The organism is Terrabacter sp. 01T434, from assembly GCF_056398545.1.
On the sequence record NZ_JBFTPP010000002.1, the window covers coordinates 75,450 to 88,737 of the forward strand.

Sequence of the window (13,288 nt, forward strand, 5' to 3'; positions counted from 1 at the left end):
CGAAGCCCCGTTTGCGGATAACCGTCGGGGTGGGCGCTACGTTGGCCCGGTGACCCAGCGCAGCGTCCCGGTCGACGCGTACATCATCGGTGCCGGCCCGGGCGGGCTGGCCACGGCCGCCGCCCTCGAGGCCCGTGGGTTGCACGGCGTCGTCCTCGAACGGAGCAACGGCGTCGGCACGTCGTGGCGCGGGCACTACGACCGCCTGCACCTGCACACGCCGCGTGAGCTCTCCGGCCTGCCCGGCTTCCCCATCCCCAAGGAGATGGGCCGCTGGGTCTCTCGCGACGACGTCGTGCGCTACCTCGAGCTGTATGCCGCCCACCACCGACTCGATGTCCGCCTGAACACCGAGGTGCGCCGTGTCGACCGGTCCTCGGACGGCGACTCGTGGACCCTCACCCTCGCGGACGGGACGACCCTGACCGCCCCGTACGCCGTCGTCGCGACCGGGTTCAACCACACACCGCGCGAGCCGGATACGCCTGGGCTGCAGGACTATTCCGGTGAGGTCGTGATGGCCCGCGACTACCGCAACGGGTCGGCACACGCCGGCAAGGACGTCCTCGTCGTCGGCACGGGCAACACCGGCACCGAGCTCGCCGTCGACCTCGTCGAGCACGGCGCTGCGCGCGTGCGCCTGGCCGTCCGCACCGTGCCGCACATCCTGCGCCGCAACACCGGGCCGTATGCCGCGCAGTACACCGGCATCGCCGTGCGCCATCTGCCCACGGCCCTCGTCGACCGGGTCGCGCCGGTCGTGGAGCGCATCCAGACCCCGGACCTGTCGGCGCAGGGGCTGCCGCGCCCGGACACCGGCCTGCTGACCCGCGTCGAGCGCGACAACGCGATCCCGGTGCAGGACGTCGGCATCATCGACGCGATCCGGTCCGGGGCGGTCGAGCCGGTCGCCGCGCTCCGCGAGTTCGACCGCGACAGCGTCGTGCTCGCGGACGGCACGCGCCTTCGGCCCGACCTCGTCGTCCTCGCGACCGGGTACGCCCAGGGACTCGCGCCGCTCATCGGCCACCTCGGCGTCCTCGACGACAAGGGCCGCCCCGTCGAGCGCGGGGGACGCACGGCGCGGGGCGCGAAGGGGCTCTGGTTCACCGGCTACACCAACCCCATCTCCGGGATGCTGCGGGAGATCTCGATCGATGCCCGCAAGATCGCCCTCGCCATGGCCCTGCGCAAGCGCCAGGAGATCAAGGCCCTGCGCCGCCAGGCCGCCTGACCCGGGACTACTCAGGGGCGGTGCTGGCCGCCGAGGTTGAGGAAGGCGGCGGCGACGTCGTCGGTCTCGGCGACGGCGCGGGCGAGCGCCTCGTCGCTCGGCAGGCCGGACGCCAGCAGCTCGTGGTGTCGCGTCATCGTGGACGCCGCGACATCGTCGGGCACGGGCGAGACCGCCGCGACGACTGACCGCGCCCCGAGGGAGAGCAGCGACACGGCGAGACCGAGGGACTCGTGACCGGGGCGAGCAGACGTCAGGCCGACCTCGCACGCCGAGAGCACCACGTGGTCGGCGCACACGCCGGTGGGCTGCAGTTCGTGGGCGAAGACCGGCCCGTCGTGGAGCACGAGCGACGAGAACAGGGGCGACTCGACCTGGTGCGTGCCGTGGGCGGCGACGTGGACGACGCCGGGCCGGGACAGGGCACCGACGAGTTCGTCCCGCCGGGAGGGCTCCACGAGGCGGGCCCCGTCGCCCCACGTGCCGACGATCGCCCGACCCTCGCTCGACGCGCGCGGCACGGAAGGGCCGACGCTGACGTGGACCTCGGAGGCACCGGAGGCACCGGGCGCGTCGTCACGTGCGACACCCCGCCGCGCGAAGGAGGTCAGCGACAAGGCAACGGTGAACGGCCGCCCGACCATGGAGGGCAGCAGCGCCCACGGGAGCGCTGAGAGCTCGGGACAGGTCACGACGACGAGCCCGCGGTCGGAACGCCACGGCCGAAGCAGGGCATCGTCGAGCTCGGCCGCGCTCGCCCGAAGCGAGGACCAGACGGCTCCCGCGAGCGGACCGAGGTGGTGCGTGGCGGCAGCACGGAGGTCGACGCGTACGCGCTGGGCCAGCTCGGCGGCGCGGTCGGCCGCCATGAGCTCCCGCATGGTCGCCCGGCCGCCCACGATGCCGACCGCACCGATGCGGCCGCGGTGCCGGAAGAACCACACGAGGTCGCGGTCGACCCGCCCGAGGTGCTCGCGAGCCTCGCGCACCCGCACCGGGGCAGCACGGGTCGTCCCGACGGTGCGGCTCAGGGCCCAGTCACGGTCGCGGATCTGCCGTTCGAGGCGCGAGGCGTGGTCGTGCAGCTCCCGGACCTGCGCGGGGTCGTTCTCACCGCGCAGGTGGCCGCGTACGGACCGCAGCTGTTCCGTGAGCTGGGCGAGCTGCTCGTCGTCGGGTCGCCCGAGGGACGGGAGCCGATCCGTCGCGCTGCGCCACCGTTCGAGGGCCTCCAGCACTGAGGCGCTGCCGCGCGGCACGGCGAGCTCGAGGTCCAGCTCGGACAACCGGGCGCCGTGCACCGCGCGAGCCGTGCGCAGGTCGAGGCTCGCGCTGCCCTGCTGGCCGGCCGCGAGCCGGCGGGACGCCCGCACGAGGATGCGCCGGGCCGGGGTGACGTCGCCCGTGGCCACGAGCGTCATCGCCGTCACGACCGCCGCGTCGAGCTCGTCGGACAGCGAGCCGGTCGAGACCCGCTCGAGGCTGAGCAGGCGGGTGTTCGCGGCCGCCGCGTCCCCGGCGAGCAGGAGCGCCTGCGCCGCGACGACGCGAGCGCTGTCAGCGAGCTCCGGGTCTCCGAGCTCCGCCGCCGTCTCGGTGAGCTCGTCGGCCGTCGCGGCCGCAGCGAGAGCGCCCGTGGTGTCGCCCGTAGTGTCCCCCACGAGAGGCGGGACCGGCTCGGCCTCTGGCTGTCCCTGCGCGCGACGCGTCCTCCGCTGCCGGTCGAGGTCCACGAGCAGCTCGACGAGTCTCGCCTTGGCGGCCCACGCGGTCGCCCCGATGCGCCCGTAGGTCTCGCGGGCCGACACCGCGGCACCCGTGGCGAGGTCCAGGTGCCCGAGGAGCCGGTGGGCGCGGGCCAGGGCGAGCTCGAACTCCGCTCGCATCTGGTCGTGCCCGTCGCCGGCGAGCTCGGCAAGTCCCGCGTGCAGTGCCTCCACGGCCTCCTTCACGAGCCCGGCCTCGAGCAGGACCTGGGCGCGGTCCAGCCGTGCCGGCCCCTTGAAGACGTCGGCCTCGAGCTCCTGGGCGCGAGCCATGCCGGCCAGCGACCGCGGGATGTCACCGAGGAGGTATGCCGCATACCCCTCGTTGTGACGAGCCATGAACTCCTGCTCGGCCCCTCCCAGCTGGTGCGCGAGGCGCGCCGCCTCCGCGAACGACTCGAGCGCCTTCTGCGGCCGCAGCAGCTCGAAGGCCAGCATCCCCCGGCTCAGGTGCACCGAGCACTGCTCGCGCTCGGTGAAGGCATCGAGCCGGCGCACGGCCCCCTCGAGTCCGTCCCAGGCCGAGGCGAGGTCACCGACGCGGCCGTGGATGTTGGCGCGCTGGTAGTCCAGGCGCGCCCGGAGCCGGTCGTCGCCGAGGTCCTCGACGAGCTCCTCGGCCTCCGCGAGCCGCGCTGACGCCGTCTCGAGCCCCGACAGCATGAACTCGGTCAGGGCCAGCGTGATGAGCGTCTTGCAGCGCAGCTCCAGCCGCTCAGCCGAGGGAGCCGATCCGGCCACCCGGTCGATCTCGTCCAGTGCCGCCGTCAGCGAGCGCGCGGCGTCGACCGGCCTCCCGGCCATGTTGTCCGCGGCGCCCTGCTCGCGCAGGGCGCGGGCACTGTCGAGCAGATCGATGGCTCCCGCCCGGCCTCTCACTCAGGGCCGGTCACCACGTGTGTCGGGATCGTCAGATCTGGATCGTCGGGGTGATGACCGGTCTCGTGTCCTCGTTGCCCGGGTCGGTCACGACGAAGTGCACCGGCCCATGGGGTAGATCATCCAGAACGAAGCGGCCGTTCGCATCCGAAATCACCGAGCTGCTCCCCTCCGCCGTCACGGCCTGGACCCGGGCGCCGGGTGTCGTGACCCAGCCATCGACGCGGACGCGGTCCTCGAGCTCGTCGGAGTCCATCGGGCCGGCCGAGACCATGAGGCTCAGCGAGGCAGCCGTGAAGGTCACCGACTCCGTGGGAGTCGGCTCGACCGTGACCTCCGCGCCCCGCGTCGTCAGCAGCGCGGAGTCCATCAGCTCGGCGACCTCGGCGTGCAGCGCGTGCACCGTGATCGCGAACTTGACCCGCTCGGCGAGGTCGCTCGGCACGGGGTCGGCGTGACCGAAGAGGTCCCGCACGTGGCCCAGGTTGGCGATGTCGCGGGCATCGATGGCGTCCGTGTGCGATGTCATGTCAGACCGCCCATCCGGGGTCGGAGCCGAGGGTGGTCCTCAGCTTCTGGAGGCAGCGGCCGCGGGTCGGGCCGATGCTGCCGACGGGCATGCCCAACGACTCCGCGATGGCGGCATAGTCAGGACGGTCGGCGAACGCGATGACCCGGAGCAGCTCCTGGCACCGCGGGGTGAGGGTCGAGACGTGCCTCCACAGCACGCGCTGGCGCTCGGAGAGGATCGACTGCGCCTCGGGGTCGAGCTGTTGCGCCGGTGGCTCCGGCACCTCCTCGACGCCGAGCTCGCGCCGGGCCCCGCGCGCCAGGCGCCAGACCTCGCGCTTGACGACGACGACGAGCCAGCCGAGCACCGCCGCCGGCTCGTTGATCGAGTCGGCCCGGTCGACGAGCTGGAGGAAGGCGGTCTGGATGGCGTCCTCGCACGTCGCCGGCGCGCCGCCCTGGGAACGCGCAGCGTTCCACAGCACGGGCGTCACGAGGTCGACAAGCTCCGAGAGCCGCTCCCGGTCACCAGCGCGGTAGGCGGAGAACGCTTGACCAGCGAGGGTCCCGAGGCCGTCGGGTGCGGTGGGGGTGGGTGTCATGACCGCGTCCTCGCGATGCAGGTGCGCAGCGCCCGGATGGCCCGTTTGCGCATGGTGGACGACGAGACGTCGGTGAGGCCGCCCTCGTCGATGAGGGCCGCAGCCAGCTCGGCCGCGAAGACCGGAGTGGCGAACGACGTGCCGCTCCACACGCCGAAACCCCCCGTGTAGTCGTCCGGGTCGACCGTGCAGCGGACCGTGCCGTCGGACGAGTCCTGGGCCGAGGGCTGACCCATGCCGTTCGTGAGGGGCAGGGTGCTGACGACGGAGACCCCGGAGCGCACCGCGCTGACGACCGTGAGGTTGTTGGAGAAGAGCGCCACGGTCGTGCCGTCGGGGTTGGTCGCGCCGACGCTGGCGAGCGGCGGCACCGACGCCCGGGTGATCCGCTGCGGAGGGGCGGCCGCGAGCGCTGCCGGGACGAAGGGCGCGTCGGTGCCGTCGTTGCCGACGCCGGCGACCACGAGGACCCCGTTGTCGGCGAACCGGTCGAGCAGGTCGGCTACGGGTCCGGACGTGTAGGTGCGGTCCTCGGCGTAGTAGCCGAGCGACAGGGACAGCACGTCGACGACCTCAGCCGCGTCGTCGTTCTCCTGTCCGTGCACGTGCCGGTCGAGCAGGGCCTGCAGGACGTCGAGCATGACGCTCTCGTCGACGACGCCGTCGTCGCCCATGACCGGGATCGACAGGATCGTCGCCTCGGGGCAGCCCTGCCGGACCAGCCCGGCGATGAACGTCGCGTGTCCCTGGAGCAGCCCGACGGGCTCGGCCGGCGCCGGCGCCGAGATCGGCGACTCGCCGGGCCCCGTGAGGAGGGGCACGAGCCGGCCGTCCTTGAGCTCCATCCGGACGACTCCCTCGTCGTCCGTGAACCACGGGTGCGCGGCGATCGCCGTGTCGGGGACGACGACGACCGGTCTGCGATCGACGGGGCGTGCTCGCAGACGCGGGTCGGGCAGCGCGAGGGCGACCGGCATACGGCCTCCGCGCCCCGGCACGGCGTACTCCTGGAGGGCCGACCCCCCGACGCCACCCCAGTAGCCACCCACGCCGCCCCAGTAACCGCCCACGCCACCCCAGTAGCCGACCCCGCCCCAGTAGCCCACGCCACCCCAGTAGCCGGCCGGGCGGAGCACGTGCTCGAGACTCAGCTGCTCGGCGACCGGGTCTCCGGCCTGGCGCAGTCGCTGGAGCACGCTCCACGCGTCGACGGGGTCGATCGAGCGGGTCGGCGTCAGCGTGATGCTCGTGCCCCACGTGGGCTGGTCGAGGTCACGCGGGCTCCCGTCGGGCCGCGGCGTCACCCGGAAGTCGAGCTCGAGCCTGGCGAGGGCCGCGCGCAGCTCGTCGAGTCCTCGGGGCCGTCCGCCACCCGTCGCACTGCGCACGAGCAGGCGGTCGGAGAGGTAGAGCGCGGGAAGGGGCGGGCGGCCGTCGGTCAGGCGCATCGCCGTGGCCGGGTCGAGCGCACGGACGGGCGGTCGCTCGGGGCGACGTGAGCCGTCGCCTGCACCGTCGCCGTTCGCGCCCTGCGGGACGTCGGGACCCGACTCTGACATCGACAACCTCCTGAGGGGCGGGCTGGTGTTGAAAGACCCTTACACCCGACTGAGTGTGCGTATGCGGTTTCCTGATACATCCAGCCCTCCGAAAACTCTTTGTCCGGGGATGTATCACCACGGGAGCCGGTGACTCTGGGTGTTCAGGGGAACGGTCATCGGGTGCCTCGGGGGCGCTGCGGAGGGGCAGCAGGCCCGGTGACTGCAGGGACCGGGACTTCCATGGGGGCGGTCCCGTCGTGGGGCGTCGGGCCTGGCAGCACCGGCGCCCCCTCCCCCTGCCCACAGGAGGGGACGAACCGCAGAACGGGGGCGTATGCCGTTGCCGCGCGTCGCGCCCCTGGGCTCGCCACCCGTGGCGCATACTGGGCGGACGTGAGCGGACGTCGGGGCCGCCGCGTGAGTTCGGGGAGTCAGATGCAGGTCAGGGCAGGCGTTCGCAGCACCGGAAGCCGGCGGGGCGGATTCGCCTCCGTCGCAATGGCGGTCGTCCTGGGCATGACGTTGTCGGCGTGCAGCACGGCACCGCAGACCACGGCGACGGGGTCGTCGACGGCGCAGCAGACGACGCCGACCCCCGCGGCGACCACACCGGCCGGTGACGACACGACCGGCCCCATCCCGACGGTCACGGCCGACCCGCTCACCCCGACGAAGCCGACGCCGAGCGCGCCCGTCACTGCGAGCGCCACGCGCACCACCACCGTGCCCACCCCGACGGTGACGACGCCGGCCCCGGGTCCGACGACCGATCCCGGCAGCGTGGCGGGCTCGTGCGAGCGGACCCTGCCGGGATACCCCGTGCTCGAGCCCGGCGCGAAGGGGGCGGCGGTGCGGACCCTGCAGTGCTTCCTCGACGACGGCGCCTACGGGCCCGTGGCCGTCGACGGCGTCTACGGCGCCCAGACGCGAGCGGCCGTCAAGAAGGTCGAGGCGAGCTTCGAGGGCCCGCGGCCCGCACCCGGCCGCATCGACGCCAGCATGTGGGTGCTGCTCATCTCACGCTCGCTCGGCACCCAGACCCTCAAGGTCGGGTCGAAGGGCGCCGAGGTCGTGACGCTCCAGCGGGCGCTCCGCGCAGCCGGCGGCACCATCACCGTCGACGGCGACTTCGGCGCTGAGACCAAGAAGGTCGTCCAGCGCTTCCAGCAGGCCAACCGGGTCGGGGACGACGGTGTCGTCGGCGAGGAGACGCTCTTCCTGCTCAAGATGGGCGCGACGATCGGCTGACCCGGCCGTTCGGGCGCGACGTCGGACGGCTCAGGCCCGCAGGTCGTCGAGCCAGGCCCGGGCCTGGTCGAAGTCCTCGTCGGAGGTGCCTGGACGCGCGTCGGGGCGACCGCCGTCGGCCCGCGGGTAGGACCCGAGGAAGCGCACCTCGGCGCAGACCCGGCGCAGACCCATCAGCGTCTCGCCGACCCGGGCGTCGAGGAGGTGGCCCTCGAAGTCGATGGAGAAGCAGTACGACCCCATCGCCGCCCCGGTCGGTCGCGACTCGAGCCGCGTCATGTTGACGCCGCGGACCGCGAACTGCTCGAGCAGCTCGAGCAGGCCACCCGCGTGGTCCTCGCGCTGGAAGAGCACGACGGTGGTCTTGTCGGCGCCGGTCGGCTCGGGCAGCGTGCCCGGGCGCGCGACGAGGACGAAGCGCGTGACGGCCGACGCGTTGTCGCCGATGTCCTCGGCGAGGACCTCGAGCCCCTCGTTGTGCGCGGCGACGGGAGCACACACCCCGGCGTCGAACATGACCTCGCCGGGCTGGCCCAGTGCCGCCGCGCTCGCCGCCGTCGACAGTGTCGGGACGTACTCCGCGCCCGGCAGGTGCCCACTCATCCAGCCCCGCACCTGGGCCCAGGCGTGCGAGTGGGTGCCGACGGTGCGGACCCGGTCGAGCGGCATACCCGGTCGGGCGCACAGCACGAAGGTGATGGGGACGAGCACCTCGCCGATGACGACGAGCGGCTCGCCCGTCGCGAGCGAGTCGAGGGTCGCGGAGACGCCGCCCTCGACGGAGTTCTCGATCGGCACCATCGCCGCGTCGATGTCGCCGGCGCGCAGGGCCGACAGGGCGGCGTCGACAGACCCGAAAGGCAGGTGATCCCGCCCCTCGGCGGCGTCCCACGCGTCGAGCGCCATCTGCGTGAACGTGCCGCGGGGACCGAGGTAGCCGAAGCGGTGCAGCTCGGCGGGCGTGCGGGGCGGCGTCACGACGCGTCCTTCGTCAGGTCGGGCCGGCCGGCCGGCCGCACGGAGCGGCTCGAGCCCGGCTCGTCCTTGGTGGCCGAGGCCAGCGCCTGCTGCTCCTCGGGGGTCAGGGTGATGCTCGACCGGCCGCCGACGATGCCCTTGGCATACGTGCGGGACTCGCCACGGGCGTGGATCGAGCTGAGGACGATGCCGTCGCCGAGATCGTCGACGATCGCGGCGGAGAACGACAGGCGCCCACCCATGTCTCCGAACGCGTCGTAGCGCACGACGGCGACGTTGCGCAGGCTCTGGCGCACGTCGTCCTCCGCGCTCGCGACGTGCTCCCGCAGCGCGGCCAGCTCGGCCGTGAGTCGGTCGATGCGGTGGTTCTGGGTGGCGGCCACGCGCGCGATGTCGGTCTGTCCGCCGTCGTCGAGCGCGGCGAAGTCGCGTCGCACCCCAGCCAGCCGCTGCTGCGCGGCGACGGCGAGCGCGAGGGCGAGCAGCGCGACGGCGACGGCCACGATGGCCAGGGTCGTCAGCGTCGAGGCGTCCACGATCGGCAAGGGTAGCCGCGCAGGTGGCGCGGGGCCCGTCGGTTCCAGCCCGTGACCGTGCCGGGGGCCGACAGGCCCGGTTTGTAGTCTGTCCCCCGTGATCCGCCGCCACCCCGTCAAGACGCTCGTCGTCCTGCTCCTGGCACTGGTGGCTGCTCTCACCCTCGCCTATGCCGGGCGCACCACCGTCCCCGTGCCGCCCACGACGCCGCCGCAGCCGGGCCAGTCGCTCGTCGTCGTGGGGCTCGGGGGCCTGTCGTGGGACGACGTCTCGGCCGAGGACACCCCGATCCTCTGGGGACTGCTCCGCGACGGCTCGGCAGCCTCGGTGTCGGTCAAGAGCCTGCGCCTGACGACGTGCCCCACCGACGGCTGGGCCACGGTCTCCGCCGGTGAGGCGGCCGGACCGGACACGACCGAGGCGCGCCCGCAGTGCTCCCCGCTCCCCTCGGTCACGGGCGACGCCGCCTCCGGCTTCCGGATCAGCGGCTTCAGCGCCCTGGCGACCGCGTCCCGCGAGGCGGAGTTCCGGGCCCAGCTGGGCCTGCTCGGCGACAGCTTCGCGGCCCAGAAGACGTGCATCCAGGCGGTCGGACCGGGGGCCGCCCTCGCCGCCGCGACCTCCGACGGCAAGGTCGCGAAGTACTCCCCGTTCCAGGCGACCACCCTCGTGTCCGACCTCGCCCAGTGCCCGGTCAGCATCGTGGACGTCGGCGGCATCGACACGACCGACCCCAACCCGACGCGACACCTCGAACGGATCAACGGCCTCGAGCGCCGCATCGAGTTCGTCATGGACGCCATGCCCAGCGGCGCCGACCTCGTGGTGGCGGGGCTCGCCGACCGCGACCAGCAGGAACGACTGCGGCTGCTCACGGCGAGCGGTCCCCACTACGGACCGGGTCTGCTCGCGTCCGCCTCCACCCGACTCACCGGCGTCGCCCAGCTGTCCGACATCACGGCCACGATCCTCCAGCGTGGAGGCGTCGAGGCGAAGTCCGAGATCGGCGGCCGGGCCCTGAGCGTCGTCCCCTCGGCGAACAACAGCGAGTCGACCGCCGCCAGCAAGCTCACGGCGCTCACCGACATCGACACCAAGGCCGACGCGATGCACCGCATCGTCGCGCCCTTCCTCATCCTCTGGCTCGCCGGCACCGTCGTCGCCATGTTCGTCCTGTGGCTGGTCGTCCGACGGGCCCGACCGTGGAACCGACGGTTCACGCGGGCGCGTGTGCTGCGCCTGGCGCGGCTCGTGGGGCTCGTCTCGGCGGCGATGCCCGCCGCCACCTTCCTGGCGAACCTCGTGCCGTGGTGGCGGGCGTCGACGAACACCGTCGCGCTCGTCGCGATGCTCCTCGTCCTCGTGCTCGTCGTCAGCGCCCTGCTCGCCCTCGCCTGCCTGAAGGGCCCGTGGAGCAGCTCGGCTCTCGGTCCGCTGGCGGCGATGTCGGCCATCACCGCGGGGGTCATCGGCATCGACCTGCTCACGGGGTCGCGCCTGCAGATCTCCTCGATCTTCGGGCTCCAACCGCTCGTCGGCGGTCGCTTCTACGGCATGGGCAACGTCGCCTTCGCGTTGTATGCCGCCGCCGTCCTGCTCCTGTGCGCTGCCCTCGCGCACGCGCTCGTCCGCCGGAACGCGCCGCGCCTCGCCGTGTTCGCCGTCGTCGTCGTGGGCGGCGTGGCGCTCGCCGTCGACGTGCTCCCGGCGTGGGGGGCCGACTTCGGCGGCCCCATCGCGCTGGTGCCCGCGCTCGGCTTCCTGCTCATGGGCGTCGTGGGGTGGCGCACCTCGGTGCGCAACGTCTCCATCGTCCTGCTCGTCGCCGGCCTCGTCGTCGGACTCGTGTGCTACCTCGACTGGCGACGGCCCGAGGCGGAGCGCTCGCACCCGGGGCGCTTCCTCCAGACGGTCATCGACGGCGGGGCCTGGGACGTCATCTCCCGCAAGCTGTGGGCCAACGTCTCCCTCTCGGTGCACCTGCCGGTCCTGCTCGTCCTCGTCGTCGCGCTCATGGTCGTCGGGGTCATCATCGTGCTGCGGCCCGGCACCTTCGGCACGGAGCCGCTGCGGCGCCTGCTCGAGGAGGCCCCGATCATGCGCCGCGGCCTGCTCTCGGTCATCGTCATGGCCGTCATCGGTTTCCTCACCAACGACTCCGGCGCGGCGATCCCGCCGGTGGCCGCGATCTTCACCGTGCCGCTCGTCGTCTCCGCGGTCATGCACTTCCTGTCCATCGAGGCACGCAACGCGCCGGTGCGCCGACGTCGCGACCGCCACCTCTGACCCGTTCCGGGGCCATGGAGCCGGTCAAGGCCGCCCTCGCGGCCCGTTCAGCCCGGGCCGAGGCGACGGCGCAGCCGGCGGACGCCGAGGGCCAGGGCGACGTCGCGATACTGCGCGGCGCGGTGCACCTGGGCGCGCCAGTCGGCGCCGGTGACCCGGTGCTGCAGGTCGCACGGCACCTCGAGCACGGTCAGGCCGGCATCGAGCACGTCGACGGTCATGCCCACCTCGACGCCCCAGCCGCGGGCGAAGGGCGTCGCGGCAGCGATCGCGGCCGGCGAGAGGCAGCGCATCCCCGAGAGGGGCTGCTTCGCGGACCAGCCGGTCAGCTCCTCGATGCCGCGCCGGGCGAGGCCGACGACCAGTCCGTGCCCTCCGGCGCTGCCCTGCTGCGCAGGCAAGGTCGCGATGGTGAGGTCGGCCTCGCCGCGGGCGACGGGTCCCACGAGCGCGCCGACGGCCTGGGCTGATGCCTCGAGGTCGGCGTCGACAAAGAGCACCGCTGTGCTGTCGTCGAGCCGCCCGACGCGGCGCAGCCCGGTGACGCGACCGAGGCCGCTCATCATGGCGTCTGCCTTGCCGTGGTTGCGCGGGAGGCGGACCACCTCGGCACCCGCGCGGGCGGCGATGGCGGCGGTGCCGTCGGTCGAGCCGTCGTCGACGACCACGACGACACGGACGCCGGGGATCGTTCGCACCCCGCAGATCGTGGCGGCGATCCGCGCCGACTCGTCCTTGGCCGGGATGACGACGGCGACGGACAGGGGCGGGGTCGTCATCGTCACCCGTCCTCTCAGCGCAGGGTGACCTGGCGGTTGGTCAGCCCGGCCCTGGCACCGCGCTCGGCGGCCGTGAGCGGCTCGGTGGCAGCGGCGGCGGCGTCGATCTTCGTCCTCATGGCCGCGACGGGAGCCTCGAAGTCGGCGGCCTCGGACTCGGGGTCGACCTCCCACACCGGGATGAGCAGACCGCTCGAGCGGAAGCAGCCGAGCAGACGGCCGTTCTCGCCGAGGTGGCTCTCACCGGCCGCGTGCAGGCGAGCCAGGGCGCCCGTGGCCGCGTCCTCGTCGAACGGCAGCACCCAGCGGACGTAGGTGCGTTCGCCGATGCGGCACCAGAAGGCCGACGGCGCGGCCTCGAGCTTCACGGTCGGGATGGCCGACTCGTTGGCGCGCTCGAGGGACTCCTTGCCGTCGGCGTCGAGGTCGGCGTCCGCGACCCAGAAGTCGAAGCCCTCGTGCAGCTGCATCTCGAAGGGCGCGTCGGTGTCGAGGACGTCCTGCAGGCGCGGGGTGTCCGCCATCGAGACCGGCAGCGTCGCGACGGGCGAACCGGCCTCGGCGACGGCTGCGAGCGCGATGGCCTGCGCGATGTCACGGCTCGTGTCGCCACTGCCGTTGCCGGACTGGATGCCGACGACGACCTCACCGCTCTCGCGGTGCAGGCCCGGCCAGGCGAGCGGGAGCACGGTCGCGATCGTCACCTCGTCGGGAGCGCCCTCGGGCGCCTTGCCCTTGGCGAAACGCACCGTCGCGGTCGCGGCCGGGACGATCTCGCGCATCGCCACCCAGTCGGTCTCGTTGGGCAGGCCCTCGAAGGGACGGGCCACGAACGGGGCCGGAAGCGGACGTGCGGAACGGTCAGCGCGCTCGCCGCGCGGTCGACGTGATGCCTTACCCATGCGCGCCACCCTAGTGGCCGGACCGT

At 73.5% G+C, this 13,288-nt stretch carries 11 protein-coding genes; 3 read left to right on the forward strand and 8 right to left on the reverse strand.

Translation table 11 applies throughout. From position 1 onward, the window contains the following. The first annotated feature begins 49 nt into the window (after positions 1-49). Positions 50-1,234: a flavin-containing monooxygenase gene (locus tag AC1DIW_RS05565; RefSeq protein ID WP_478106776.1), complete on the forward strand. Its 1,185-nt coding sequence runs from the start codon at positions 50-52 to the stop codon at positions 1,232-1,234. A gap of 11 nt (positions 1,235-1,245) precedes the next feature. Here AC1DIW_RS05565 and AC1DIW_RS05570 read toward each other — a convergent pair whose 3' ends face one another. The 4 genes from AC1DIW_RS05570 to AC1DIW_RS05585 are packed head-to-tail and all read right to left on the reverse strand — an operon-like array spanning position 1,246 to position 6,550. Further along, on the reverse strand, positions 1,246-3,879 hold the full coding sequence (locus AC1DIW_RS05570) for a CHAT domain-containing protein (protein WP_478106777.1): 2,634 nt from the start codon (positions 3,877-3,879) through the stop codon (positions 1,246-1,248). Between the two features lie 31 nt (positions 3,880-3,910). After that, the gene (locus AC1DIW_RS05575) at positions 3,911-4,408 is read right to left on the reverse strand and encodes a peptidase associated/transthyretin-like domain-containing protein (RefSeq protein ID WP_442278706.1); all 498 of its coding nucleotides are present in this window, start codon (positions 4,406-4,408) and stop codon (positions 3,911-3,913) included. A gap of 1 nt (position 4,409) precedes the next feature. Then, a complete protein-coding gene (locus AC1DIW_RS05580; protein ID WP_442278705.1) occupies positions 4,410-4,991 on the reverse strand; it encodes an RNA polymerase sigma factor in 582 nt (193 codons plus the stop codon). After that, on the reverse strand, positions 4,988-6,550 hold the full coding sequence (locus AC1DIW_RS05585) for a S8/S53 family peptidase (protein WP_478106778.1): 1,563 nt from the start codon (positions 6,548-6,550) through the stop codon (positions 4,988-4,990). The genes AC1DIW_RS05580 and AC1DIW_RS05585 overlap by 4 nt, the downstream gene beginning before the upstream one ends. A gap of 480 nt (positions 6,551-7,030) precedes the next feature. On the opposite strand from AC1DIW_RS05585, the gene AC1DIW_RS05590 reads away from it, so the two are divergent. Beyond that, positions 7,031-7,780, forward strand: a complete 750-nt coding sequence (locus AC1DIW_RS05590; RefSeq protein ID WP_478106779.1) for a peptidoglycan-binding domain-containing protein — start codon at positions 7,031-7,033, stop codon at positions 7,778-7,780. A 30-nt stretch (positions 7,781-7,810) separates the two neighbouring features. On the opposite strand, the gene pheA is transcribed toward AC1DIW_RS05590, so the two are convergent. Then, positions 7,811-8,758 carry a prephenate dehydratase gene (gene pheA, locus AC1DIW_RS05595; RefSeq protein ID WP_478106780.1) on the reverse strand — a complete coding sequence of 316 codons (948 nt, stop codon included), beginning with the start codon at positions 8,756-8,758 and terminating at the stop codon, positions 7,811-7,813. Next, the gene (locus tag AC1DIW_RS05600) at positions 8,755-9,294 is read right to left on the reverse strand and encodes a DUF4446 family protein (RefSeq protein ID WP_478106781.1); all 540 of its coding nucleotides are present in this window, start codon (positions 9,292-9,294) and stop codon (positions 8,755-8,757) included. Before AC1DIW_RS05600 ends, pheA begins: the two co-directional genes overlap by 4 nt. 97 nt (positions 9,295-9,391) lie before the next feature. Between AC1DIW_RS05600 and AC1DIW_RS05605 the strand changes: the two genes are divergently transcribed. Further along, complete coding sequence (locus AC1DIW_RS05605) at positions 9,392-11,581, forward strand: hypothetical protein (protein WP_478106782.1); 2,190 nt, start codon at positions 9,392-9,394, stop codon at positions 11,579-11,581. 47 nt (positions 11,582-11,628) lie between these two features. Here the strand turns inward: AC1DIW_RS05605 and AC1DIW_RS05610 are convergent, their stop codons facing one another. Both AC1DIW_RS05610 and AC1DIW_RS05615 read right to left on the reverse strand, forming a co-directional pair. Then, positions 11,629-12,360 (reverse strand): glycosyltransferase, encoded by a 732-nt coding sequence (locus tag AC1DIW_RS05610; protein ID WP_442278699.1) that lies wholly within the window; start codon positions 12,358-12,360, stop codon positions 11,629-11,631. A 14-nt stretch (positions 12,361-12,374) separates the two neighbouring features. Then, positions 12,375-13,262 (reverse strand): DUF5926 family protein, encoded by an 888-nt coding sequence (locus AC1DIW_RS05615; RefSeq protein WP_478106783.1) that lies wholly within the window; start codon positions 13,260-13,262, stop codon positions 12,375-12,377. Positions 13,263-13,288: the final 26 nt, after the last annotated feature.